Origin of the sequence: Kitasatospora sp. NPDC059646, assembly GCF_042734615.1 — a bacterium.
Lineage (GTDB): Bacteria > Actinomycetota > Actinomycetes > Streptomycetales > Streptomycetaceae > Kitasatospora.
In genome coordinates this window covers 45,415-69,770 of the sequence record NZ_JBHWDS010000045.1, presented here as the reverse complement: position 1 = coordinate 69,770, position 24,356 = coordinate 45,415, and the positions used below count along the sequence as shown (strand labels likewise).

Genomic DNA, 24,356 nt, shown 5'->3' with positions numbered 1-24,356 from the left:
GACGGGGAGACCGCGCCGGCGTCCAGAGCAGGACGCCGGCGACGCCGGTGGGCACTGCCGGGCCGGGCGCGGGGCTACCGGCGGTGGCAGCGCGGGGCTACCGGCGGTGGCAGGACGTGCGTCGGCAGCGCCGGGGGGCCCTGCGACCGCTGTGCCCGGACGAGCCCCCGGGGGGCTCCGGTCCGTCCGGCGGTATCCGGCTCCCCCTGTCCGCCGCCGCCCGGCCCCGTTCCCGCTGCCCTCCGCCGTCGGGCCCGCCGCCCGGCGTCAGGCGAAGCGGGTGACGCCGGCGGGGGTGACGGCGGCGTGGACCGGGAGGTCGTGCGGTTCGGCGGGGAGGGCGGGGAGGAGTTCGTGCGGGTAGAGGAGGGTGGCCAGCAGCGGGTGGGCGCCGGCGCGGGCGAGGCGGGCCAGGACGCGGTCGTAGGAGCCGCCGCCGCGGCCGAGGCGGATGCCGCGTCCGTCCACGGCGAGGCCGGGCAGCAGCACCACGTCGGCGGCGCACACGGCGTCGGGGCCGAGGCGCTCGGCGAGGGGTTCGAGCAGCCCCCGGGCGGCGGGCGCGAGCCGGTCCCCGCCCTCGTAGGGCGCCCAGTCGAGGTCGTTGTCCGGCAGCAGGACCGGCAGCAGGACGCGGGCCCCGGCGGCCGCCAGCGCGGCCAGCAGCGGGCGGGTGCCGGGCTCCGCGCCGACCGAGACGTACGCGGCGACGGTGCCCCCCGGCGGCACCAGGGCCGCCGCCCGGGCCGCCAGCGCCTCGGCCGCCGCGGCGCGCTGTTCGGCGGTCAGCGCCCGCCGTTCGGCGAGCAGCCGTGACCTCAGCACCGTCTTGTCGTTGGACAACCGATCCGCAGACACCACCCGAATCCCTTCAGCTCTGTCCGTTGCAGTGACACGAGCCTGACACGTCGAGGCCGCCGCATGCCCACCCCGCTCCTGCTCCAGGCCCTGGCCGTGCTCGGCGCGGCCGCCCCGGCCGCCGCCGGCGTCACGGTGCTGCGCCGCCGCCGGGCGCGGGCCGCGTCCGGCGGCCGGGAGGCGGAACTTCTGGCGAAGATCGCGGAACTGACGGCGGAACGGGACGAGTTGCGCCGCACCGCCTCCTGCGACCCGCTCACCGGCGTGTGGAACTACCGCCACCTGCAGCTCACCCTGGACCAGGAGATCGAACGGGCCCGCCGGGCCGAGGCCAGCACCGTCGACCCGCGCCCGCTGTCGCTGCTGATGGTGGAGATCGCCGGCTTCGACGCCCTGGTCGCCGAGCACGGCCGCTCCCGCGCCAACGCCATGCTGCGCGACCTCGCCCAGCGCCTGGCGGTGGAGATCCGCTCCTGCGACACCCTCGGGCGGTACGGCGGCGAGGAGTTCCTGGTCCTGCTGCCCGACACCGCCCCCGACGGCGCCGCCCAGGTCGCCGAGCGGCTGTGCTGGACGGTCCGCCGGCACCGCCTGACGGACCGTCACCCCGGCGAGGCCGCCGACCCGGAGGCGCGCAGCGGACTGACCGCCGCGATCGGCCTGGCCGTGCTGCCCCGGGACGGCGCGCACGCCGCCGTCCTGCTGCGCGCCGCCGACCGCGCGCTCGCCGAGGCCCGCGCCGCGGGCGGCGACTGCTGGCGCGCCGTCCCGCCCAGGGGCCCGGTACCGGACCCGGCGGCCGGGCCGGACGCTTCACCGCTGCCGGGTAAGGTGTCTTCCGGCCCCGGCGAGGACACCCTCACCCCGCACGCGACCACCGTCGGCCCCCGCGCGACCGGTGACAGGCCTTAAGAACCGATTCACCCGCCTCTCAGCAGGGTGGAATCCCTGGCTTAGTAAGGTCGACGCATGACGAACAAGCACGCCCGCACGCCGGTCACCAAGGCAGTCGTCCCCGCTGCCGGACTCGGCACCCGGTTCCTCCCCGCCACCAAGGCCACGCCCAAGGAGATGCTCCCGGTCGTGGACAAGCCGGCGATCCAGTACGTGGTGGAGGAGGCCGCCTCGGCGGGCCTGTCCGACATACTGATGGTCACCGGTCGCAACAAGCGTGCTCTGGAAGACCACTTCGACCGCGCCTACGAGCTGGAGGAGCTGCTCACCCGCAAGGGCGACCACGACCGGCTGCGGCGCGTCCAGGAGTCGGTGCAGCTGGCCAACATGCACTACGTGCGGCAGGGCGACCCGAAGGGCCTCGGCCACGCCGTCTCGGTCGCCGAACAGCACGTCGCCGGCCAGCCGTTCGCCGTCCTCCTCGGCGACGACCTGATCGACCCGCGCGACCCGCTGCTGGCCCGCATGATCGAGGTGCAGCAGGAACTCGGCGGCTCCGTCGTCGCGTTGATGGAGGTCGACCCCGCCCAGATCCACCTGTACGGCTGCGCCGCCGTCAAGCCCAACGGCTTCGGCGAGGACGTCTTCCAGGTCACCGACCTGGTCGAGAAGCCCGACACCGCCGACGCCCCGTCCAACTACGCCGTCATCGGCCGCTACGTCCTCGACCCGGCCGTCTTCGACGTGCTGCGCGACACCCCGCCCGGCCGCGGCGGCGAGATCCAGCTGACCGACGCGCTGCGCGAGCTCGCCACCCGCGACGAGAACACCGGCGGCCCGGTCTACGGCGTGCTGTTCAAGGGCCGCCGCTACGACACCGGCGACCGCGCCGACTACCTCCGCACGATCGTCCGGCTGGCCGCCGAGCGCGACGACCTCGGCCCCGAATTCCGGACCTGGCTGCGGCAGTTCGTCGCCGCCGAGATGCAGGGCTGACCCACCACGAAGGCGAGTGTGAGGCGATGACCGGGAAGCACGACCCCTGCGACGAGGGCGCCGGCTCCCCGGCGTCGCCGCGCCTGTGGAGCGTCGACGAGCACCTCGCCGACGTGCTGTTCGCCGCGGCGCCGCTGCCGCCCATCGAGCTCCGCCTGCTGGAGGCCCAGGGCCTGCGGCTCGCCGAGGACGTGCACGCCACCGCCGACCTGCCGCCGTTCGACAACAGCTCGATGGACGGCTACGCGGTGCGCACCGCCGACACCGTGCGGGCCACCGACGAGTACCCGTCGGTGCTCGCCGTGGTCGGCGACATCGCCGCCGGCGCCGGCGAGCTGCCCAAGGTCGGCCCCGGCCAGGCCGCCCGGATCATGACCGGCGCCCCCGTCCCGCCCGGCGCCGAGGCCGTCGCCCCGGTCGAGTGGACCGACGGCGGCACCGGCACCGGGCAGGCCGCCGACGCGATGGGCGCCGGCGGCGAGGGCGCCGAGGTGCGGGTGCTGCGCCCGGTCGCCGAGGGCGCGTTCATCCGCCGCCGCGGCAGCGACGTCACCGCCGGCGACACCGTGCTGGAGTCCGGCGCCCTGCTCGGCCCCGCCCAGCTCGGCCTGCTGGCCGCGATCGGCCGGGCCACCGTCCGGGTCCGCCCGCGGCCCCGGGTGGTGGTGCTCTCCACCGGCAGCGAACTCGTCCAGCCCGGCGAGGAGACCGGCCCCGGCCGGATCCACGACTCCAACTCCTTCACCCTGACCGCCGCCGCGACCGCGGCCGGCGCGGTCGCCTACCGGGTCGGCGGCGTCCCCGACGAGGCGTCGACCCTGCGCGCGGTGCTGGAGGACCAGCTCGGCCGGGCCGACCTGATCGTCACCAGCGGCGGCGTCTCGGTCGGCGCCTACGACGTGGTCAAGGAGGTCTTCGCCGACTACGCGGGCGTCGACTTCCGGCGGCTGCGGATGCAGCCCGGCAAGCCGCAGGGCTACGGCCGGATCGGCGGCGACCAGGGCGTGCCGCTGCTCGCGCTGCCCGGCAACCCGGTCAGCGCGTACATCTCCTTCGAACTGTTCGTCCGCCCCGTCATCCGCACCATGCTCGGCGCCCCCGACGTGCACCGCCCCGTGGTGCGCGCCGCCACCACCGCGGCGCTGCGCTCCCCGGCCGGACGGCGGCAGTTCCTGCGCGGCCGGTACCACCCGGCGGACGGCACCGTCAGCCCCGTGGGTGGTGAAGGTTCGCACCTGGTCGGCGCGTTGGCGAAGGCGGACTGCCTGATCACGGTGCCCGAGGACACCACCGCGGTGCCGGCCGGAAGCGCCGTCGATGTGGTCCTTCTCACGGACTGACCCGGGCGGGGCTGTACGGTAGCGCGAGATTCGCACCGTGTTACTGGAGCCCACTCGTGACCGACACACCCCCCGGCGACCGCCTCACGCACGTCGACCACACCGGCGCCGCCCGGATGGTCGACGTCTCCGAGAAGGCCGCCACCGCCCGGGTCGCGGTGGCGGCCGGCCGCGTCCGGGTCGCCCCCCGGGTGGTCGAACTGCTGCGCGGCGAAGGCGTTCCCAAGGGCGACGCCCTCGCCGTCGCCCGGATCGCCGGCATCATGGGCGCCAAGCGGACGCCCGACCTGATCCCGCTCTGCCACCCCATCGCGCTCACCGGCACCGCCGTCGACCTGACGGTCACCGACACCGCCGTGGAGATCACCGCCACCGTCCGCACCGCCGACCGCACCGGTGTCGAGATGGAGGCGCTCACCGCCGTCGCCACCGCCGCGCTCACCGTCATCGACATGGTCAAGGCCGTCGACAAGGCCGCCGCCATCGAGGACGTCCGGGTGCTCAGCAAGACCGGCGGCAAGAGCGGCGACTGGCACCGGCAGGACGCGGCGGGGGAGGACGAGCAGTGAAGGCGCTCGCCGTCACCGTCTCCAACCGGGCCGCCGCCGGGGTGTACCAGGACCGGGGCGGCCCGCTGCTGGTCGCCGGGCTGCGGGAGATGGGCTTCGAGACCGACGGGCCCCGGGTCGTCCCCGACGGCGACCCGGTCGAGGCCGTGCTCCGCGAGGCCGTCGCCGCCGGGTACGACGTGGTGCTCACCACCGGCGGCACCGGCATCTCGCCGCAGGACCTCACCCCCGAGATGACCGCCCGGGTGATCGACCGCCGGATCCCCGGCATCCCCGAGGCGATCCGCGCGCACGGCCGGGAGAAGGTGCCCACCGCGGCGCTCTCCCGGGGCCTGGCCGGCCTCGCCGGGCGCACCCTGATCGTCAACCTGCCGGGCTCCACCGGCGGCGTCCGCGACGGCCTCGCCGTGCTGGCCCCGCTGCTGCCGCACGCCGTCGACCAGCTGGCCGGCGGCGACCACCCGCGTCCCGCGGGAGGTGCGCACTGAACGCGGCCCGGCCGGTCGAACTGGCCGAGGGGGACGTCGTGCTGCGGCCCATCCGCCGCCGCGACCAGGCCGAGTGGCAGGAGGTCAGCGCGCGCAACCGGGACTGGCTGCGCCGCTGGGAGGCCACCGTCCCGCCCGCGCCGCCCGGCCGTGCGCCGCTGCCCCGGCCGACCTTCCGGCAGATGGTCCGCTACCTGCGCGCGGAGGCCGCCGCGGGCCGGATGCTGCCCTTCGTGGTGCTCTACCGGGGCCGCCTGGTCGGCCAGTTGACCGTCGGCGGGATCACCTGGGGCTCGATGTGCTCCGCCAACGTCGGCTACTGGGTGGACGAGGCGGTGGCCGGCCGCGGCATCATGCCCACGGCGGTCGCGCTCGCCGTCGACCACTGCTTCCGCGACCTGGGCCTGCACCGGGTCGAGGTGTGCATCCGCCCGGAGAACCGGCCGAGCCGGCGGGTGGTGGAGAAACTCGGCTTCCGCGCCGAGGGAATGCGGCCGCGCTATCTGCACATCGACGGCGACTGGCGCGACCACCTGGTCTATGCGCTCACCGCCGACGAGGCCGCCGACGGGCTGCTCAACCGCTGGCGGTCCCTCAGGAGCGGCCCCGCACCAGGGAATTGAATATCTGTTCGAATAATAGATATCGATATGGCATCGGCGGCCCGCCGGGCCCGGGGCGAGCCGTCACAAATACCGGCAAAATAGTCTGAGAATCAGCTTGATCGGACGACACGCCGTCCCAAATTGCTGCAGCGCCTTACCCCGCGCCCGTACCGTGTGAAACGTGAGCAGTAGCGGCCTTATCTACGCGGTCATCGTAGGGGCCTGGGCCGCCTATCTGGTGCCGATGTGGCTCCGCAGGCAGGACGAGCTCAACGAGTCGCGTCCGACGGAACGCTTCAGTACCGCGATCCGCCTGCTGGCCGGACGATCGGCCATGGAACGGCGCGCGGCCCGAGCCCTCGGCGAACAGACCGCCGAACAGCAGCACCCCGCCGGAGACCCGGACGGGGCCTCCGCCGACCCCGCGGACGTCCCCACCCGGCCCGCCGCGTGGGACGGCGAGGCGGCCCCCGCCGACCCGCAGCCCGCGCCCGGGGCGGCCGCGGAGCCCGAGGAGTCCGCCCGGCCCGCGGCGGCCGCCGAGCCGGCCGCGCCCGACGAGGGCCGGGCCGGTGCGCAGGCCCGCGCCGAACGCGGCCGGGACCACGGCGAGCAGGACGGACGGCGCTCCGCCGAGCGGCGGGCCCGCCTGCTCGCCCGGCGCCGGCGCATGGTCACCCTGCTCTTCGTCGCCTTCGCGCTCGGCGCGGTCGTCGCCGCCGTGGCCGGCTTCGCCTTCCTCTGGGTGCCCGCCGTGCCCGGCATCCTGCTCACCCTGTACATCGGGCACCTGCGCCGGCTCGAACGCCAGCGCTACGAGGTCAAGTTCGACCGGGTCCGGGCCGCGCAGGCCGCCGAGCGGCTGCGCGAACGCGAGCGGGCCCGGGCCGCCGAGCCCGCCGGGCCGGCGCCGCAGCCCGCCGAGGCGCCGGCCGAACCCGCGACCCGGGCCAGCGCCCTCGCCGAGGCCACCGAGCACGAGGAGTGGGCCGACGGCGTCCGTGCCCGCGCCGCCGCCGGCCCCGACTCCTGGGAGCCCGTGCCCGTGCCCCTCCCCACGTACGTGACCGCCCCCGTGGCCCCCCGGGTCACCCGCGGCCTCGACCTGTCCGCCCCCGACGCCTGGGACTCCGGCCGGCCCGCCACCCCGCTGTTCGACCAGTACGGCGAACCGGGCCAGCAGCAGGCCGCCCCCGAGTACCGCCCCCGCGCCGCCAACGAGTAGCCCGCGCCCCCGGAACGCCCCGCCACCGCCCAGGTGCGCGGGGCGTTCGCGCCTTCCGCCCGCGGCCCCGGCGACCATGGTCATGAGTACCCCTCCAGGGGTGATAGAGTTCTTTCTTGTTGGGGCTGTGGCGCAGTCCGGTAGCGCACCTCGTTCGCATCGAGGGGGTCAGGGGTTCGAATCCCCTCAGCTCCACCCAACAGGAAGTCCCGCCCGGTTCACCGGGCGGGACTTCTGCTTTGTGCGGCGGCGGACGGGGCGTCACCCCCCGCCGCTGTGGGCGGCATCACACACCCGCGGGGAGGGGCGGGCCGGCCCGACGGCTAGCGCTTCAGGTAGGCGAGCACGGCCAGGACCCGGCGGTTGGCGTCCGGGGTGTTGTCGATCCGGAGCTTGGCGAAGATCGAGGCGGTGTGCTTGGCCACCGCGCTCTCGCCGATGTGCAGTTCGGCCATCACGGCGGCGTTGGAGCGGCCCTCCGCCATCAGGCGCAGCACGTCGAGTTCGCGGGGCGACAGGTCGGCGGTGGTGCCGCGGGCGGTGGAGCGGGCCATCAGACGGGCGATCACCTGGGGGTCCATCACGGTGCCGCCGGAGGCGACGGTGCGGACCGCGTCGACGAACTGCGCGGTGTGGGTGACGCGGTCCTTGAGCAGGTAGCCGACCGCGCCCCGGCCGTCCGCCAGCAGTTCCTGCGCGTACAGCTGCTCCACGTACTGGGACAGCACCAGGACCGGCAGGGCGGGGCGCTCCCGGCGGACGGTCAGTGCGGCCTGCAGGCCCTCGTCGGTGTGGGTGGGCGGCAGGCGGATGTCGACCACGGCCACGTCGGGGTGCAGCTCGCGCAGGGCGCGCAGCAGTTCCGGGCCGGTCTCGACGGCGGCTACCACCTCGAAGCCGTGTTCGGCGAGGGTGCGGCTCAGGCCGTCGCGGAGGAGGAAGAGGTCTTCGGCGAGGACGACGCGCACGGGAGCTCCAGGGTCGCGGTGGTCGGTCCGCCCGGCGGGCTGACCAGGGCGAGGGTGCCGTCGAAGGCGGCCAGCCGGCGGCGCACCCCGGCCAGTCCGGTGCCGCGGGACAGGTCGGCCCCGCCCCGGCCGTCGTCGGTGACGGTGGCCCGGAGCAGGCCGTCGGCGCACCGCAGACGGATCCGGACGGTGCGGGCGCCGGAGTGCTTGCCGGCGTTGGCGAGCAGTTCGGCGACGGCGAAGTAGGCGGCGCCCTCGACGGCGGCGGGCAGCCGTCCGGGCAGTTCGGCGTCCACCTCGACGTCCAGGAAGGAGTCCAGGGCGAGCGAGCGGACGGCGTCGGGCAGGCCGCGGTCGGCGAGCACCGGCGGCAGGATGCCGTGGACCAGGTCGCGCAGCTCCTGCAGGGCCCGCTCGGAGCTGGCCCGGACCTCGCCGAGCAGCCGGCGGGCGGCCGTCGGGTCGCTCTCCACCAGCCGGTCGGCCTGGTCGAGGGTCAGGCCGAGGGAGACCAGCCGGGCCTGTGCGCCGTCGTGCAGGTCGCGTTCGATCCGGCGCAGCTCGGCGGCCTGGGTGTCCAGCGCGTCGGCCCGACTGTCCGTCAGCTGCCCGATCCGGCGCTCCAGCCGGGCCGCGTACGGGTCGCCCAGCAGTCGGCCGGTCCACGCGCCGTAGCGGGCCAGCACCGGGACGGACAGCCACAGGCCGGCCGCGACGAAGCCCGCGCCGAGGACGGCGGCGGCGAGCACGGTGCCGGTGGACTCCACCGGCACGAAGGCGTACCAGTTGTCCGGCCCCAGGTGCCGCCAGACGAACGGCTGGACCAGGACGCCGAACAGGCCGTGGACGACCAGCGTCGGCGGGATGGCGACCAGCAGGCCGGCGCTCCACGGGCCGAGGCAGCACCAGGCGAGGTCGCGCCAGAACGCGGGCGAGCCGAGCACCGCGACGGCGCGCCCGGTGGCGGTCGGGCCGGTGGGCAGCGGGTCGGGTGCGTCGATCACGGTGCCCGTCCAGCGGGCGGTGCGGTCGCGTTCGCGGTCGCTGCCGCGGCGCAGCAGGCGGGCCGCGCGCGGCACCAGCAGCAGCCCCGCGCCGACCGGCAGCAGCGCCAGGGCGCCGAGTGCGGCGAGCGACCGCAGGCACGTCGCCAGGGCGGCCAGCGACAGCTTCTGGCAGCGCCAGTAGGCCACCAGGAGTCCGCGGAGACGTTTCTGTCGGTCCGTCATGTCGTGGCGAGCCTATCCGTGCGCGCCGGACGGCGGTCGGCCAGGATCCAGGGCAGCGCGACCAGCACGCCCGCCGCGCCGAACAGCACCATCGGCTCCACCGCGCCGGACTCCTCGTCCATGAACAGCAGCATGCCCAGGTTCACCAGGGTGTGGAAGCCGCCGGCCAGCAGCAGCCGGTGGGCGCCGATCCGCTCCCAGGCCAGGCCCAGCAGCACCGACATGGCGACCGCCGCGGCCAGGAACCCGGCCGCGTAGGCCGGGGCCCGGGTGAACACCTGCACGTGCCAGCCGCCCCAGGCCAGTCCGACGGCAGCGGAGGAGGCGAGCGGCCCGAAGCGGGTGCGCAGCAGCGGCTGGAGCAGGCAGCGCCAGCCGATCTCCTCGCCGCAGGCGCCGAGCAGTTGGGCCGCCGCCACCACCCCGAACGGCGCGGCCAGCGAACCCGGGTCGTGCACCGGGACGCTGCCGTGCAGCAGGAAGGTGCCGGCCGCCGCCAGCGCGATGATCGCCGGGCCGCTGAGCAGCAGCGCCCCGCGCGGGCCGCGCGCCCCGCCGGCCGTCAGCAGGCCCCGCACCTGCGACGGCCGGACCAGGGCGACCGCGGCCACCCCCAGCGCCGGTCCGAACTGGGTCAGTTGGAGCACCTCGTCGGGCAGTCCGGTGAGCGGCTGGAGCGCGCCCAGCAGGCCGGCGGCCGGAAAGGCCACGCCGAGGAAGAGCACGGTCGGGGCGAGCCAGCCGGTCCCCCTGCTCCGGGTGCTTCCGGTGTTCCGCTTGTGCCGCACGGTGGTCCGCCTCTCGGTGGGGTACGTCGTTGCCACCGATGACGATTCCGTGCGCGGCGCCCCGTGCCATTGCAGCCACCTGCCCGGCCGGGGTGCACCCAGCTGCACCCCCTGCCGTCCGGTCAGGCCGCGGCGGCGGCGCGGGCGGACGGCGCGGGCAGGCGGGAGGCCAGCAGGGCGAGCTGGACCTGCGAGCTGACCCCGGACTTGGCGCGGATCCGGCGCAGGTAGGTGTCGACGGTGTGCGGGCTGAGGCCCAGCCTGCGGGCGATCACCGCGTAGCTGGCGCCCTCGCCGACCAGGTGCAGGACCTGGAGCTCGCGGCGGCTGAACTCGACGGTGGCGGCGGTGGGCGGGACGGCGGAGGTACGCATGGACAACTCCCGGGGGCGAGGGGCGGCGGGGGTCAGGACAGGGGACGGCAGTCGGGGGTCTCGCAGGCCCCGCCCCACGAGGTGTCGCCGTCGTACGGGGTGGTCGGCAGCTCGAACGGCAGCAGTTGCTGCGTGCCGGAGGCGGCGGCGGTGTCGGCGGAGGCCAGCGGGGCGGTGGCGAGCAGGGCCGCGGCGGTCAGGGCGACGAGGGCGAGGGCGCGCTTCATGAAGGCCTCCGAGGGCGGGTTGCGGGGTGGGTGACGGGGCCGGCCGGGCGGCCTGCCCGGCGCTGTTCGGCCTGCATCCAGCATGTCCGGGCGGACCGTCCCCGGACCACCGTCCACCCACCTCATCAACTGCGCTGGCAGCAAAGTGACCGGGGGGCGAAACGGGACCGATCGGGGCGGAACGCCGCGATCGGGCCGGAGTTCCGGCCGTGCGGACCGGTCGGCGCGCGGCCCGTGTCACGGGATCCCGGTACCGCGATCCCGTGACTTCCCGTCATCGGCCGCAGCGCGCAGGATGGTGCGCGACGCGAGCGGCGACCAGGACGGTGCGGCACCCGCTGCGGATAGGGGAAGCCGTGCAGTGGCACGACGGGGCGGACCGGCCGCGCCCGGAACACGGCGGTCGGATCGCCGAGTTGGCGGCCTTCCTGCGGGACGGCGCCGGCCGCTCCGGGCCCGCCCTGCTCTGGTGCGAGCAGGAGCCGGAGCCGGCCGCCGACGGCTCCGCCGAGGTGCTGGCGGCAGCCCTGGAGCGGGAGACGGGCCGCCCCGTGCTGGCCGTCCCCGACCGCCCTGCCGGGAGGTGGCGGTGGACCCCGCACGCGGTGCTGCTGGTCCAGCGGCGCGGCGCCGCCGAGGTGCGGCTCAGCCCGCCCCCGGGTTCCGCGGCCCGGCGCAGCACGCTGAGGCTGCGCGCCGCCCAGTGCCTGCTGGTGCCCGCCGACTGGAGCCACCGGCTCGACCCGCGGAGCCCCGAACGCCCGCTCGCGCTCGCGCTGCCCTGACGGGCTGCCGTGTGCCCCGCCCTGACGCCCCGCCCGACGGCCCGGCGGGGCGGGGTGCCGGGGCCGGGTGCCGGGGGCGGAAGGTACCCTGCGCTTGGTGTTCGAAGCATCGAACTGCGGTTCGGCAAACGACCGTCACCGCGGGCCCGGCGGCCGCGCATCCCACAGGTGCAGGTCGACGGAGGTCCGGGCGCGGGGCGTCGGCCGCTCGGACGCCTCATGTGAAGGAACAGCGAAGGCGTCCGCGCGGAACGTCCACGCGCCCGCGGCAGCGGGCGTCGGGGCGCCGCCCGGGCCCAGAGGGGATCAGCGCAGCATGGGGGACTACTTCCGCGTCGAGGTGAGCGAACTCGACCGGCTGGTGAAGCAGCTGAACGACAGTCAGCAGGACATGCGCGAGGCCCTGCGCGCGATGCACGAGACCGGGCCGAAGACCACCGGGAGCAAGAACCTGGACCACGCCTGCGACGACTTCAACGACAGCTGGCAGGACGCCATCACCCGGATATCCCAGGGCGTCGAGGCCCTGGAGGGCAAGCTCCAGGAGACCTGCAAGAGCTACGCGGAGACCGACCAGGCGATCCGCGACATGTTCAGCGGAGCGGCCGCGTGAGCAGCAAGGCCGACTTCCCCACCCTGGGCTTCGACCCCGCGCCCGGCAACCCCGAGAACGTCGACGGCCTGGTCGCCAAGCTCAACCGCGCCTCCAGCGCGATGGAGAGCGCCCACCGCACCCTGGTCGCCGTCGGCCAGGGCGGCAGCGTCTGGGAGGGCGACGCCGCCAAGGCGTTCGCCGGAAAGGTCGGCGAACTCCCGCGCTACCTCAGCGACAGCGTCGACGCGATGCGGCAGGCCTCCAGCCAGCTCGACAACTGGAAGAACCAGCTCTCCTCGTACCAGGACGTCGCCCGGCGCTACGAGGCCGAGGCCGCCGAGGCCAAGCGCCGGCTGGAGGCCGCCGAGAACGCCAAGGCGAACGCCGTCGAGCGCTTCGACGTGGCCGCGGACTCCCCGGCGTTCGCGCTGATCGGCAAGCGCTTCGACGACGACGCCCAACTCGCCGACGCGCAGCGCCGGATCGACGCGGCGAGCGCCGAGTACAGCGCCGCCGAACGCCAGTTGGAGGACGCCAACCGCGAACTGCGGGGCATCAAGGACGAACTCGAAGCGATCGTCAAGCAGGCCAAGGAACTGCTGGAGCACCACCAGGACGACGCCGACAAGACCGCGAAGGCGCTCCGCCGGGCCAACCAGAACGCTCCCGAGATCAGCACCTGGGAGAAGATCGGCAACGGCTTCAAGAGCGTCGGCAAGAAGATCAAGGCCTGGGCGACCAAGCACGCCGACCTGCTCAAGAAGATCGGCGACATCGCGGGCGGCGTGTCGGCGGTGCTGGGCATCGCCTCCCTCGCCACCATGTGGTGCCCGCCGCTGTCCGCCGCCCTCGGCGTCGCCTCCAGCGGTGCGTCCGCGGTCGCGCTCGGCGCCCACGGACTCGCCAAACTCGGCGGCGCGGACGTCAGTTGGACGACCATCGCACTGGACGGCGTCGGCGTCGTGCCGTTCGTGGGCGGCGCGGCCAAGGGCATCAAGGGCGTGGCCGGCGGCGTCAAGGCCATCGCCAAGGGCGAGGGCCTGGTGGCCGGCGGCTCCAAGCTCGCCGAGGCCGGACAGGCCATCACCCGCACCCACATGGAGGGCGGCCTGCTGCACAACAAGATCCTCACCCCCGTCTTCACCAGGACCCCGCTGAAGAACCTGCCCGGCATCGGCTCCATCGGCGAGGCCGGCGAGAAGGTCTTCTCGCTCCCGGTCACCTCCTGGTGGTCCCGGGGCACCCAGATCGGCATGAAGGGCGGCGGCCTGATCAAGAACGCCCCCACCCTGTACCAGGAGGTCACCTCGTGACGACCCCTCAGGCCGGTCCGGCCGAGATCTTCCCCGACGAGCCGTTCGACATCCGCTGGGTGCTGCCCGCCCAGTTCCACTCGCTCGGCGTCGACCTCCCCGAGCAGGAGCGCGAGGCGCACATCGCCGAGGTGTCCGCCGAAGTCTGGTGCGGCGGCACCCAGTTCCAGCGCGACACGGTCGCCTCCTGGTACAGCGACATCGCGGCCACCGCCGCGGAGGACGGCGCGGTCTACTCCGGCTTCCTGCTGGCCGGCACCGAGGACGACCGGGTCACCGTCGCCACCCTGGTCATCCAGGCCGACGAGGCCGACACCGCCGACGCGGAGACGGTCACCGCCGCGATCCTGGACATGCTCTCGCTCGACCCGGCCAACGAGACCTTCCGCACCGAGGCCCCCGTCGGCCCCGTGGTGGTCGCCCTGTCCGGGTCGCTCGCCGAAGTCACCGACGACCTGGGCAACACCGCCAAGCTCGAACTGGCCCAGGCCTCCGCGTACATCCCGGTGCAGGGCGCCGACACCCTGGTCACCATGACCATCAGCACGCCCACCCTGGTCGACTTCCCCGAGTACGTCACCATGCTCGCGGCCCTGGTCGAGACCGTGGAGTACGGCCGCCCCGGCGGGCAGCCCGCCGGGACCGACCTGCCCGGACCGGACAACACGAAGCTCCTGGAGGCGTTCGGATGAGCACCTGGCACCCGCCGGCCCCGCCCGGCCTCCGCACCGGCCCGCTGCCCCGCCGCTCCGCGCTCGGACTGGGCCTCCAGTTCGGCCTCCAGTGGCTGTGGCTGCCGTTCCGGATGGCCTGGGACTTCCTGGCCTCGGAGACCCCGTCGGACGGCAACGCCGAGCCCGGCAGGTCCAAGTTCGTCCTCACCCCGAGCCGGTACCGCCTGGAGCGGCACGGCACCCGGGAGGAGTGGGAGGCGTGGGCCGGGCGGGCCCTGGACCGGGGCATCGAGCGCGGCCTGGCCACGGTGCGGTCGAACCAGGAGTTCAACGCGCATCACCGCTACCAGTTCAAGGGCAGCGCCATGGTGCCCAAGACCTCCGTCCGCCGCCGCTACTACCGGGGCATCGGCCTCGAAGGGCTCGCGGCGCTCGCCGCCCGCCGCGGCTGGCAGGTCGACTGGAAGGACAGCACCACCGCCGAGGCCCACCTGGTCCCCCTGCAGACGGGCTGACCCCGCCCCGCCCCCGAGCCGCCCCGCGCCCGACCAGCACCACGCGCGGGGCGGCTCGACGCGTACCCACCTGTCAGGCGATTGGCGAAGGGTTCACTCGTACGAGTGGATTGTGGCGTCCGGGCGGCAGGGGAGGGGAGTGGTGACCGAGGGTCGGAGGGCTCGTTAGGCATCGCGCCGATCTCTGTCGTCGAAACTCAAGGGGCGGGACCCAGTGGCTCAGCCGTTCGAACTGCCGGACTTCTACGTGCCGTACCCGGCGCGGATCAACCCGCACTACGAGAAGGCGCGGGTGCACACCAAGGAGTGGGCGCGGGGCTTCGGGATGCTGGAGGGGTCGGGCGTGTGGGAGGAGCACGATCTCGACTCCCACGACTACGCGCTGCTCTGCTCCTACACCCACCCCGACTGCGACAGCGAGGCGCTCGACCTCGTCACCGACTGGTACACCTGGGTCTTCTTCTTCGACGACCACTTCCTGGAGATCTTCAAGCGCACCCTCGACCGCGAGGGCGGCAAGGCCTACCTGGACCGGCTGCCCGCCTTCATGCCGATGGACCTCGCCGACGGCTGCCCCGAGCCGACCAACCCGGTCGAGGCGGGCCTCGCCGACCTGTGGCAGCGCACCGTCCCGCACATGTCGGCGGACTGGCGGTCCCGGTTCGCCGAGTCCACCCGGAACCTGCTGAACGAGTCCCTCTGGGAGCTCTCCAACATCAACGAGGGCCGGGTCTCCAACCCGGTCGAGTACATCGAGATGCGCCGCAAGGTCGGCGGCGCCCCCTGGTCGGCCGGCCTGATCGAGTACGCCGCGCAGGCCGAGGTCCCGGAGGCGGTCGCCCACTCCCGCCCCCTGCGCGTCCTGCGGGACGCCTTCTCCGACGGCGTCCACCTGCGCAACGACCTGTTCTCGTACGAGCGCGAGATCGGCGAGGAGGGCGAACTCTCCAACGGCGTCCTGGTGCTGGAGACCTTCCTCGGCTGCTCCACCCAGCAGGCCGCGGACGCGGTCAACGACCTGCTGACGTCCCGCCTCCAGCAGTTCGAGAACACCGCGCTCACCGAACTCCCCGGCCTGTTCGCCGAGCACGCGCTGAACCCGGAGGAGATCGCCCGCGTCCTCGCCTACGTCAAGGGCATGCAGGACTGGCAGTCCGGCGGCCACGAGTGGCACATGCGCTCCAGCCGGTACATGAACGGCGGCGGCGCACCCGCACCCGTCCTCGGCCCCAAGGGGCTCGGCACCTCCGCCGCCAACATCCGCCTCGCGGCGGGCATCCGCGGCCTGCGCAGCTTCGCCCACACCCCGCACCGCACCGTCGGCCCCTCGCTGATGCCCGACTTCCCGATGCCGTACCCGCTCACCCTCAACCCGCACCTCGCCGGCTCCCGCGAGTACGTGGTCGACTGGGCCCGCCGGTTCGGCCTGCTCGACCCCGAGCCGGGCGTCCCCGCCTCCGACATCTGGACCGAACAGAAGCTCCGCGACTACGACTTCGCCCTCTGCGCGGCCGGCATCGACCCCGACGGCACCCGCGAGGAACTCGACCTGAGCTCCGCCTGGCTCACCTGGGGCACCTACGCCGACGACTACTACCCCGTGGTCTTCGGCCGCCCCCGCGACCTGGCCGGCGCGAAGGCCGCCAACGAGCGCCTGTACGCCCTGATGACGCTCGACGGCAGCCTCCCCTTCGAACCGCGCAACGCCCTCGAAGCCGGCCTCGCCGACCTCTGGCAGCGCACCAGCGCGCCCTTCTCCACCGCCGCCCGCGGGAAGTTCCGCAAGGCCGTCGGCGACATGATCGACAGCTGGCTGTGGGAGCTCGCCAACCAGGCCCAGAACCGCATCCCCGACCCGGTCGACTACATCGAGATGCGGCGCGCCACCTTCGGCTCCGACCTGACGATGAGCCTGGCCCGGCTCGGGCGCGGGGAGGTGATCCCGGACGAGGTGTACCGGAGCGGCACCATGCGGGCGATCGAGAACTCCGTCGCGGACTACGGCTGCCTGGTCAACGACCTGCACTCGTACCAGAAGGAGGTCGAGTACGAGGGCGAGTTCCACAACCTGGTCCGGGTGGTGGAGAACTTCTTCTCCTGCGACTACCCCGTCGCCGTGGACATCGTCGCCGACCTGATGGCCTCCCGCCTCGGCCAGTTCCAGCACGTGGTCGACGGGGAGATCCCGCTCCTCAAGCACGACTTCGCCATCGAGGGCGAGGCGGCCGACGCGCTCGACGGCTACCTCCGGGAACTGGAGGACTGGATGGCCGCCGTCCTCAACTGGCACCAGCAGTGCCACCGCTACACCCCGGACGTACTGGCACGGCACTTCGCCCCGAAGTTCGCCCTCCCGGCCGAGCTGGGCACCTCGGCGATCAGGATCCTGGCGGACCTCAGGTCATGACGGGCACCGGCAGGCGGGGCGAACACAGGGGCGCGGGGAGCTGCGCGCAGCGGAAGGCACCGACCGCAAGGCCGCGACGCAGGCAATGACTTGCCATTGATCGCGGCCTTGCGGCCAGGTCGGCGCTTGGCACGCAGTTCCCCGCGCCCCCTCCCTCGCACCCTTACTGCGGAGGAACCGCCGGGTGGTGGTGCCGGTGGCCGCGGGGGTGGCGGGTGAGGGTGTAGCCGAGGACGCCGGCGAGGGCGGCGAGGACGCCGCCGGCGATGGTCCACCACCAGCGGGTGTTCCAGCCGGAGAAGAGGTCGGAGTACCAGTGGGTCTCTTCTTCGACGGGGGCCGTCGCGTACGCGGCGCTCGCGCTGGGCGCGGGCGTCGCCGCGGGGCCGCTCGCGGTCGTGCCGGCGTTGACCGGCGGCACCAGCGGGGCCTTGAGCGAGCCGCCTTCGGGCTGGGCGTCGTCGAGGCCGCCCTTGGTGGCGACGTGGACGCGCACCTGGGAGGCCAGGCCGAGGTCCTGCTGCGGGATGTCGGTGGTGGAGAGCCGGATGTAGTAGGTGCCGGGCAGCGGGTCGCCGGACCAGGGCTCGGCCCAGGACCGGATCTGCCGGAGCGTGCAGCTGAGCGCGACGGTGGTGGCGCTCTGTTCCGCGGTGCCGTTCTGCGGTCCGGCGGTGCAGGCCTGGCGGCGGCGCAGGCCGTCGAAGAGTTCGACGGTCCAGGTCTGCGCGCCGTGCCGGTCGGCGGCCTCGGGGAGGGTGACGTCGACCTTGACGGTGGCGGTCTGGCCCTCGGAGGCGGGGAACGCCCAGTACAGGTAGTCGCCGGTGGAGACCGGCACGTCCGCGTCCTGGCCGGCGGCCAGCGCGGTCGCGGTGAGGAAGCTGGTGCCCACCGAGTGGACGACGGGCTTCGCGGTGCCGGTGGGCGAGGCGGACGGCGACGGCGCGGCCGTGGCGGCCGGGGCCAGCAGGAGCAGGCCGGTGAGCGCGGCGGCCGGGGCCGCGAGGGTGAAGAGCTTGCGCATCGTCAGTTCTCCCGCCAGACGGCGATCCGCCAGCGTGCCAGCCAGCCGAAGATCAGACCGGCGAGCAGGCCGGCCAGGGTGAGCACACCGAGCAGGATCCAGCCGCGGCCGAGGCCCATCGCGGGTCCGTCGGGCGCGGGGGAGGCGGCGGCGACGTCGACGGTCAGCTCCAGCGGCAGGCCGGGGTCGGCCTGGACGCCGCCCTGGCCGGCGAAGGAGTTGCTGACGATCAGGCAGACGGTCCGGTCGGCGCCCGCGGCGGCGCCGGAGCTCGGCGACGGGGAGGCCTTGTCGGCGCCGGGCGCGGACCAGCGGACGCCGGTGGACGCCACGTCGGTGCGGCCGGAGCCGGCGTCGCTGCCGCGGACCAGTTCCTGGCCGCTGCTGTCGGTGGCCTGGAGCAGCACGCCGTAGTCACGGGCGACGGCGCGGTCCGGGGTGACGCTGACCGAGGCGCGCAGTTCCTGGCCGGCCTTCACCGGCACCCGGTACACCCGGTGCTCGGAGAACTTCTCGCGGTCGCTGTACACGCCGGGGGCGAGGATCGGGGCGCTGGTGCACTGGTCCGCGCCGGTCACCTTCGCCGGGGTGACGGTGTGGGTGTCCTGGGCGCGGTCGACCAGCTGCTTGACGCGCTGGGTCAGCTGGTCCTGGGTGCGGACGTCGGTGAAGGTGCCGCCGGTGGCGTTGGCGATGCACAGCAGCTGCTGGCGGGTCTTGTCGTCGTGGGCCAGGCCGAGGGTGTCGATCACCAGGTGGATGCCCTGGCTGGCGAGTTCGCGGGCCACGTCGCACGGGTCCGGCGGGGCGCAGGTGTCCTCGCCGTCGGTGATCAGCACGATCCGGCGGGTGGTGGGGCCGGTGCCGAGGTCCTGGGCGGCGGCGCGCAGCGCCACGCCGATCGGGGTCCATCCGGTGGGCCGGACGGTGGCGACGGCGGTCTTGGCCTCGACCTTGTTGGTCCTGCCGACCGGGAACAGCTGCTTGGTGTCCTTGCAGCCTTCCTTCTGGTCGTTGCCCGGGTAGGTCGCGCCGAGGGTGCGCAGGCCGAACTCGGTCTCGGCGGGCAGCGCGTCGATGACCTCGTTGATGGACTGCTGGGCGACCGCGATCCGGCTCTTGCCCTGGATGTCGGTGGTCCGCATCGAGCCCGACCCGTCCAGGACCAGGTCGACCTTGGGCGCTTCGGCAGCGGCGGGCGGGGCCCCGGGCTCGTCGGCGTACGCGGGCATGACGCCGAGCACGGTGCCGGCGACTATCGTCAGCGCCCCGAGCAGGGCGGCTCCGCGGGCCGTCCGTCGTGTTCTGGTAAGGGTGATCACCGCCGCATCCTAGGGACCGTCAGTTCGATTCACCCAATGCGGGTGGTGAGCGCGACGTACCCTGAACTGGTCGGCACAGCAGGCGGGGAGAGCACATGACGGTGCGTCTGACGGGCGTCGGAAAGCGCTACGGACGCCGGGGCCCGTGGGTGCTGCGGGACGTCGGGCTGACGCTCCGTCCGGGGTCGCTGGTGCGGATCGAGGGCGCGAACGGCAGCGGCAAGTCGACGCTGCTGAAGCTGCTGGCCGGCATCGAGCGGGCCGAGCGCGGCACGGTCGACGCGCCCGCGAACCGGGCGTACGTGCCGGAGCGGTTCCCGCCGGCGCTGCCGTTCGACGCCCGGGCGTACCTCTGCCACCTGGGCCGGATCCGCGGCCTGTCCGCCGCGGAGGCGCGGAGCCGGGCCGACCACTGGCTGGAGCGGTTCGGCATCACCGGCTGGGCGGACACCCCGATCGGCCGGCTCTCCAAGGGGACGTGCCAGAAGGTCGCGGTGGCCCAGGCGCTGCTGGCCGAGGCCGAGTTGCTGGTGCTGGACGAGGCCTGGACGGGCCTCGACCAGCCCGCCCGGGCCGAGCTCGACGGCGCGGTCGCCGAACGGGCGGCGGCCGGCGGGCTGGTGGTCTTCGTCGACCACGACCCGACCCGGCTGGCGGGCCTCACCACCGGCGGGCACCGGGTCGCCGACGGCGGGCTGCACGAGGCCCCGCTCCCGCGGGCCGAGCCGGACGGCCCGCGCACGGCGGTGGTGGTCGAGGCCGAGGCGCTGCCGGAGTGGCTCCCCGGCCGACCCGACCGCAAGCCGCTCGCGGACGGCGCGACCCGGCTGGACGTGCCGTCCGCGCACTCGGACGCGCTGCTGCGCCGACTGCTGGCCGCGCATCCGCCGGTGCACGTCAGGTCGGTCCGGGAGGAGGACGCGCGGTGACGGTACGGATGCTGACGCGCTATCACCTGGAACTGCTGGTGCGCTCGCAGCGCTGGCTGCCGCCCGGGCTGGCGTACGTGCTGCTGATGGGCCTGGGGGTGTCGGGCGGCGACGAGGCGCTGTCGGCGGCCGCGTTCTCGGCGGGCCTGCTGGTGCCGGTGACGGGCTGGCTGGTGCGCTCGGCGGTGACGGCGGAGCCCGCGCAGTCCCGGGCCTGCCTGGTGGCGGCGGCGGGATGGCGGCGGGTGCACCTGTCGGCGCTGCTGGCGGCGGCGCTGGCGGGCCTGGCGCTCGGCGTGCTCGGGCTGGCCGCGGTGCTGGCGGTCGGCAGCGGCGGCTCCGCGGCGGCGGCCGGGGCGGGGCTGCTGGCGACGGCGGTGTGCGTGCTGACGGGCGCGGCGGTGGGCGCGGTGTGCAACCGTCCGGTGGTGGCGGGCGCGCAGTACGCGGTGCCGCTGGGGCTGGCCGCGGTCGTCCTGGTGCTGCTGGTGCCGGGCTCGCCGGCGAACGCGGTGGTGCGGGCGCTGGTGCTGGGCGCCCGGCACGGTGCGCCGTCGGTGCCGTGGTGGACGCTGCCGGGCGCGGTGGCGCTGGCGGCGGGCGCCGGACGGGCGGCGGTCGCGGTGGCGGTCCGCCGGGGCGAGTGAGCGTCAGGAAGCGGACACACCGCGGTAGATGGGATTAAATATGGCGAATTCTGGCTAGGGTGCGGACGTACGTGCCGAGTGCCTGCTGGAAGGAACGCCCGCTGTGAGCAACCTGTTCGCGATCGCCTACCCCGACGTCGCCACCGCGCAGAAGGTCCGGGACGAGCTGATCGGCCTGCAGAAGCAGCGGCTGATCGACCTGGAGGACATCGTGGTGGTCGAGCGCCGCGAGGACGGCAGGATCAAGCTCCACCAGTCCGTCTCCAACACCGGCCTGGGCGCGGCCTCCGGCGCGCTGTGGGGCGGCGTGATCGGCCTGCTGTTCCTGATGCCGGTGCTGGGCGCGGCGGTCGGCGGCGCGACCGGCGCGGCCGTCGGCGCCTCCACCGACACCGGCGTGGACGACAACTTCATGCGGCAGGTCGGCCAGAAGCTCGCCCCCGGCAGTGCGGCGGTGTTCGCGCTGGTCCGCACCGCCACCCAGGACAAGGTGGTCCCGGCGGTCGCGCAGTTCGGCGGCGAGCTGATCCAGACCTCGCTGAGCCACGACGAGGAGGAGCACCTGCGGGAGATCGCCCGGGCGGCGAACCCCTCGTCCACGCTCTGACGCTCCGTCGGGATGTACCGGCGGGGCGCCGGGCCGCGCTGCCCGGCGCCCCGCCGTCCCTGCCCTTTCGAGCTGGCGAGGACGGCTGGTGGCCACAGACTCGGTGACCCGCCCGGCCCGGACGGCCGGCGCGCGGCGGCCCCGGCGGTGGACCGAACTGCTGCTGGTGCTGGCCGCGGTGGGCCTGGCGGTGTTCGGGTACGTCGAGGTGGGCGTCGACATCGACGGGAAGGCGCCGCCCGACGCCGCCCAGTACGGCGCCGCGCTCGGCGTGCTGGCGCTGGTCGCGCACGGCGCGGTCCGCTGGCGGGCCCGGTGGGCGGACCCGCTGCTGCTGCCGATCGCGGTCCTGCTGAACGGCATCGGACTGGTCGTCATCTACCGGCTGGACCGCAACACCCCGCACCACGAGGCCGCCCCCACCCAGCTGCTCTGGTCCACCCTCGGGGTGGGCCTGTTCATCGCGGTGCTGTTCCTGCTGCGCGACCACCGCAGGCTCCAGCGCTACGCGTACGTCGGCGCGTTCGTGGCGCTCGTCCTGCTGGTGCTGCCGGTGTTCTTCCCGCCCGTGTACGGCTCCCGGATCTGGATCCAGCTCGGCCCGCTGTCCTTCCAGCCCGGCGAGTTCGCCAAGGTCCTGCTGGCGGTCTTCTTCGCCGCGTACCTGGCCGCGCACCGCGACGCGCTCGCCCTGACGGGCCGTCGGGTGCTGTGGTTCCGGCTGCCGCTCGGCCGGGTGCTCGGACCGGTGCTGCTGATCTGGGCGGCGTTCGTCGGCGTGCTGGTGCTGGAGACCGACCTCGGCACCTCGCTGCTGTTCTTCGGCCTGTTCGTGGTGATGCTGTACGTGGCCACCGCCCGCACCGGCTGGATCGTCATCGGCCTGCTGCTGGCCGCCGTCGCCGCCGTCGGGGTGGGCTGGCTGTCCCCGCACGTGCACAGCCGGGTCACCGACTGGCTGCACCCGCTGGCGTCCATCGAGGCGGGGCGGGGCGCCAACCAGATCGCCCAGTCGCTGTTCGCGTTCGCCTGGGGCGGCCAGCTCGGCACCGGCCTCGGGCTCGGCCACTCCGCGCTGATCGGCTTCGCCACCAAGTCCGACTTCATCCTCGCCACCATCGGCGAGGAGCTCGGCCTGACCGGCCTGCTCGCGGTGTTCCTGCTGTACGCGGTGCTGGTCTCGCGGGGCTTCCGCACCGGCATCGCGCTGCGCGACCCGTTCGGGCGGCTGCTCGCCGTCGGACTGGCCGCGCTGGTCGCGATCCAGGTGTTCGTGGTGGCCGGCGGCGTCCTCGCACTGATCCCGCTGACCGGCATGACGCTGCCGTTCATCGCCCAGGGCGGGTCCTCGGTGGTCACCAACTGGATCATCGTGGCGCTGCTGGTGCGGATGAGCGACCTCGCCCGGCGCCCCGACCCGCAGGAGGCGGCGTGAGGCCCACCCGCCCCGAGGGCACCAACGGCGGGCCGCAGGGACTGCCCGGCATCTCCACCACCGGCCGCCGGGCCGGCACCTTCTGCATGCTGCTGGTCGTCGCGCTGGCCGTCCAGGCCACCCGGGTCCAGGTGTTCCAGAAGGAGGAGCTCGACCACAACAGCGCCAACCAGCGCGCCGTCATCCAGCGCTACGCGCAGCCCCGCGGCAACCTGATCGCGGGCCGGCCGCTCACCGGTTCCAAGGCCACCGGCGGCCGCCTCGCGTACCAGCGCACCTACACCGACGGCCCGCTGTACGCCGCCGTCACCGGCTACTCCTCGCAGCTCTACGGCAACACCCAGCTGGAAGGCGTCTACGACGACCTGCTCACCGGCACCGACCCCCGGCTGGCCGGCTGGGCGGTGTGGGACGCCGTCACCCGCCGGCAGCAGCCCGGCGGCGACGTGGTCACCACCATCGACCCGGCCGTCCAGCGCGCCGCCATGCAGGGCCTCGGCAGCCAGAAGGGCGCCGTCGCAGCGATCGAACCCGCCACCGGCCGGATCCTCGCCCTGGCCTCCACCCCCAGCTACGACCCCGGCGCGATCGCCGGCACCGGCACCGCCGACCAGGACGCCTGGAAGCGGCTCCAGGCCGACCCCGACCAGCCCATGCTCAACCGGGCGCTGCGGCAGATCTACCCGCCCGGCTCCACCTTCAAGGTGGTCACCGCCGCCGCGGCCCTGGCGAACGGCGTGGTGACCGACATCGAGTCCCCGACCGGCGCGCCCTACCCGTACGTGATGCCCGGCACCACCACCGAGCTCACCAACGACACCGGCGCCTGCGACCGGGAGGGCCTGTCGCTGGACCAGGCGATGACGCTGTCCTGCAACAGCGTCATGGGCTGGCTCGGCGTGCAGACCGGCCTGGGCCGGATGACCGCGATGGCGAAGAACTTCGGTTTCAACGACGCCAAGCTCGACACCCCGGTGCGCGCGGCCCGCTCCAACTTCGACACCGCCATGAACGCCTCGCAGCTGGCGCTCTCCTCGATCGGCCAGTACGACACCGCCGCCACCCCGCTGACCATGGCGATGGTCGCCGCCGGGGCCGCCGCCGACGGCCAGGTGATGTATCCACAGCTTGTGGACAGGCTCACCAAGGCCGACGGCAGCCAGGTCCAGCTGATGCACCCCGTGCTGTACCGGCAGGCGTTCGGACCAGGCGTCGCCCAGCAGGTCCGCCAGCTGATGGTCGACGTGGTGGAGAACGGCACCGGCGGCAACGCGCGGATCCCCGGCGCCGAGGTCGGCGGCAAGACCGGCACCGCCCAGCACGGCGTGGACAACACCGGCACGCCCTACGCCTGGTTCATCGCCTGGGCCCGCCCGGCCGGCTCCACCGCCACCCCGCCGGTCGCCGTCGCCGTGGTCGTCGCCGACAGCCGGGCGAGCGACGTCACCGGCGGCGGGCTGGCCGCGCCCGTCGCCCGGGCCGTCATGCAGGCCGTGCTCGACCGGTGACCGGGGCATACACCGGCAAGTCCCACATAAC

General features: G+C 74.5%; 26 protein-coding genes and 1 tRNA gene. 19 read left to right on the top strand and 8 right to left on the bottom strand.

Annotated features, from left to right (window positions below; genetic code table 11):
• Positions 1–267 precede the first annotated feature (267 nt).
• Complete coding sequence (locus tag ACFV1L_RS27135; protein ID WP_380370421.1) at positions 268–858, bottom strand: 5-formyltetrahydrofolate cyclo-ligase; 591 nt, start codon at positions 856–858, stop codon at positions 268–270.
• Between the two features lie 63 nt (positions 859–921).
• Between ACFV1L_RS27135 and ACFV1L_RS27130 the strand changes: the two genes are divergently transcribed.
• From ACFV1L_RS27130 to ACFV1L_RS27095, 8 genes are all read left to right on the top strand, one after another.
• Positions 922–1,770, top strand: coding sequence for a GGDEF domain-containing protein (locus tag ACFV1L_RS27130; RefSeq protein WP_380370418.1), 849 nt, complete (start codon positions 922–924; stop codon positions 1,768–1,770).
• 57 nt (positions 1,771–1,827) lie between these two features.
• Positions 1,828–2,748 (top strand): UTP--glucose-1-phosphate uridylyltransferase GalU, encoded by a 921-nt coding sequence (gene galU, locus ACFV1L_RS27125; RefSeq protein WP_380370416.1) that lies wholly within the window; start codon positions 1,828–1,830, stop codon positions 2,746–2,748.
• Positions 2,749–2,774: 26 nt separating this feature from the next.
• The gene (gene glp, locus ACFV1L_RS27120) at positions 2,775–4,088 is read left to right on the top strand and encodes a gephyrin-like molybdotransferase Glp (RefSeq protein ID WP_380370414.1); all 1,314 of its coding nucleotides are present in this window, start codon (positions 2,775–2,777) and stop codon (positions 4,086–4,088) included.
• Positions 4,089–4,204: 116 nt separating this feature from the next.
• Entirely contained in the window at positions 4,205–4,657 is a 453-nt protein-coding gene (moaC, locus tag ACFV1L_RS27115) for a cyclic pyranopterin monophosphate synthase MoaC (RefSeq protein WP_380370431.1), read from the top strand.
• Positions 4,654–5,145 carry a molybdenum cofactor biosynthesis protein B gene (locus ACFV1L_RS27110; RefSeq protein ID WP_380370412.1) on the top strand — a complete coding sequence of 164 codons (492 nt, stop codon included), beginning with the start codon at positions 4,654–4,656 and terminating at the stop codon, positions 5,143–5,145. Before moaC ends, ACFV1L_RS27110 begins: the two co-directional genes overlap by 4 nt.
• The gene (locus tag ACFV1L_RS27105) at positions 5,142–5,768 is read left to right on the top strand and encodes a GNAT family N-acetyltransferase (protein ID WP_380370429.1); all 627 of its coding nucleotides are present in this window, start codon (positions 5,142–5,144) and stop codon (positions 5,766–5,768) included. The genes ACFV1L_RS27110 and ACFV1L_RS27105 overlap by 4 nt, the downstream gene beginning before the upstream one ends.
• A 163-nt stretch (positions 5,769–5,931) precedes the next feature.
• Positions 5,932–6,975 carry a gephyrin-like molybdotransferase receptor GlpR gene (gene glpR / locus ACFV1L_RS27100; RefSeq protein WP_380370410.1) on the top strand — a complete coding sequence of 348 codons (1,044 nt, stop codon included), beginning with the start codon at positions 5,932–5,934 and terminating at the stop codon, positions 6,973–6,975.
• Between the two features lie 121 nt (positions 6,976–7,096).
• Positions 7,097–7,170, top strand: a tRNA-Ala gene (locus ACFV1L_RS27095).
• Positions 7,171–7,298: 128 nt separating this feature from the next.
• Here ACFV1L_RS27095 and ACFV1L_RS27090 read toward each other — a convergent pair.
• The 5 genes from ACFV1L_RS27090 to ACFV1L_RS27070 all read right to left on the bottom strand — a co-directional run bounded on the left by ACFV1L_RS27090 (position 7,299) and on the right by ACFV1L_RS27070 (position 10,561).
• Positions 7,299–7,943: a response regulator gene (locus ACFV1L_RS27090; RefSeq protein WP_380370408.1), complete on the bottom strand. Its 645-nt coding sequence runs from the start codon at positions 7,941–7,943 to the stop codon at positions 7,299–7,301.
• Positions 7,895–9,172, bottom strand: a complete 1,278-nt coding sequence (locus ACFV1L_RS27085; RefSeq protein ID WP_380370406.1) for a sensor histidine kinase — start codon at positions 9,170–9,172, stop codon at positions 7,895–7,897. The genes ACFV1L_RS27090 and ACFV1L_RS27085 overlap by 49 nt, the downstream gene beginning before the upstream one ends.
• Positions 9,169–9,960: a CPBP family intramembrane glutamic endopeptidase gene (locus ACFV1L_RS27080; protein WP_380370404.1), complete on the bottom strand. Its 792-nt coding sequence runs from the start codon at positions 9,958–9,960 to the stop codon at positions 9,169–9,171. The genes ACFV1L_RS27085 and ACFV1L_RS27080 overlap by 4 nt, the downstream gene beginning before the upstream one ends.
• 122 nt (positions 9,961–10,082) lie before the next feature.
• A complete protein-coding gene (locus ACFV1L_RS27075) occupies positions 10,083–10,334 on the bottom strand; it encodes a response regulator transcription factor (protein WP_380370400.1) in 252 nt (83 codons plus the stop codon).
• A gap of 32 nt (positions 10,335–10,366) precedes the next feature.
• The gene (locus tag ACFV1L_RS27070; protein ID WP_380370397.1) at positions 10,367–10,561 is read right to left on the bottom strand and encodes a hypothetical protein; all 195 of its coding nucleotides are present in this window, start codon (positions 10,559–10,561) and stop codon (positions 10,367–10,369) included.
• A 356-nt stretch (positions 10,562–10,917) separates the two neighbouring features.
• On the opposite strand from ACFV1L_RS27070, the gene ACFV1L_RS27065 reads away from it, so the two are divergent.
• The 6 genes from ACFV1L_RS27065 (at position 10,918) to ACFV1L_RS27040 (ending at position 16,850) form a co-directional block, all read left to right on the top strand.
• Positions 10,918–11,346: a hypothetical protein gene (locus tag ACFV1L_RS27065; RefSeq protein ID WP_380370395.1), complete on the top strand. Its 429-nt coding sequence runs from the start codon at positions 10,918–10,920 to the stop codon at positions 11,344–11,346.
• A 316-nt stretch (positions 11,347–11,662) separates the two neighbouring features.
• Complete coding sequence (locus tag ACFV1L_RS27060) at positions 11,663–11,959, top strand: hypothetical protein (protein WP_380370394.1); 297 nt, start codon at positions 11,663–11,665, stop codon at positions 11,957–11,959.
• On the top strand, positions 11,956–13,254 hold the full coding sequence (locus ACFV1L_RS27055; RefSeq protein WP_380370392.1) for a putative T7SS-secreted protein: 1,299 nt from the start codon (positions 11,956–11,958) through the stop codon (positions 13,252–13,254). The genes ACFV1L_RS27060 and ACFV1L_RS27055 overlap by 4 nt, the downstream gene beginning before the upstream one ends.
• On the top strand, positions 13,251–13,946 hold the full coding sequence (locus ACFV1L_RS27050) for a hypothetical protein (protein ID WP_380370390.1): 696 nt from the start codon (positions 13,251–13,253) through the stop codon (positions 13,944–13,946). The genes ACFV1L_RS27055 and ACFV1L_RS27050 overlap by 4 nt, the downstream gene beginning before the upstream one ends.
• Complete coding sequence (locus ACFV1L_RS27045; protein ID WP_380370388.1) at positions 13,943–14,443, top strand: hypothetical protein; 501 nt, start codon at positions 13,943–13,945, stop codon at positions 14,441–14,443. Before ACFV1L_RS27050 ends, ACFV1L_RS27045 begins: the two co-directional genes overlap by 4 nt.
• A gap of 214 nt (positions 14,444–14,657) precedes the next feature.
• Positions 14,658–16,850 (top strand): germacradienol/geosmin synthase, encoded by a 2,193-nt coding sequence (locus ACFV1L_RS27040; protein WP_380370385.1) that lies wholly within the window; start codon positions 14,658–14,660, stop codon positions 16,848–16,850.
• 163 nt (positions 16,851–17,013) lie between these two features.
• Here the strand turns inward: ACFV1L_RS27040 and ACFV1L_RS27035 are convergent, their stop codons facing one another.
• Positions 17,014–17,877, bottom strand: a complete 864-nt coding sequence (locus ACFV1L_RS27035; protein WP_380370382.1) for a peptidase — start codon at positions 17,875–17,877, stop codon at positions 17,014–17,016.
• A gap of 2 nt (positions 17,878–17,879) precedes the next feature.
• The gene (locus tag ACFV1L_RS27030) at positions 17,880–19,199 is read right to left on the bottom strand and encodes a VWA domain-containing protein (protein WP_380370379.1); all 1,320 of its coding nucleotides are present in this window, start codon (positions 19,197–19,199) and stop codon (positions 17,880–17,882) included.
• Between the two features lie 95 nt (positions 19,200–19,294).
• Between ACFV1L_RS27030 and ACFV1L_RS27025 the strand changes: the two genes are divergently transcribed.
• The 5 genes from ACFV1L_RS27025 (at position 19,295) to ACFV1L_RS27005 (ending at position 24,325) form a co-directional block, all read left to right on the top strand.
• The gene (locus tag ACFV1L_RS27025) at positions 19,295–20,128 is read left to right on the top strand and encodes an ATP-binding cassette domain-containing protein (protein ID WP_380370377.1); all 834 of its coding nucleotides are present in this window, start codon (positions 19,295–19,297) and stop codon (positions 20,126–20,128) included.
• The gene (locus ACFV1L_RS27020; RefSeq protein ID WP_380370374.1) at positions 20,125–20,775 is read left to right on the top strand and encodes an ABC transporter; all 651 of its coding nucleotides are present in this window, start codon (positions 20,125–20,127) and stop codon (positions 20,773–20,775) included. The genes ACFV1L_RS27025 and ACFV1L_RS27020 overlap by 4 nt, the downstream gene beginning before the upstream one ends.
• Before the next feature lie 103 nt (positions 20,776–20,878).
• Positions 20,879–21,382, top strand: coding sequence for a DUF1269 domain-containing protein (locus ACFV1L_RS27015; protein ID WP_380370372.1), 504 nt, complete (start codon positions 20,879–20,881; stop codon positions 21,380–21,382).
• A gap of 88 nt (positions 21,383–21,470) precedes the next feature.
• Positions 21,471–22,817, top strand: a complete 1,347-nt coding sequence (locus ACFV1L_RS27010) for an FtsW/RodA/SpoVE family cell cycle protein (RefSeq protein ID WP_380370369.1) — start codon at positions 21,471–21,473, stop codon at positions 22,815–22,817.
• An 86-nt stretch (positions 22,818–22,903) separates the two neighbouring features.
• Positions 22,904–24,325: a penicillin-binding transpeptidase domain-containing protein gene (locus tag ACFV1L_RS27005; RefSeq protein ID WP_380370426.1), complete on the top strand. Its 1,422-nt coding sequence runs from the start codon at positions 22,904–22,906 to the stop codon at positions 24,323–24,325.
• Positions 24,326–24,356 lie beyond the last annotated feature (31 nt).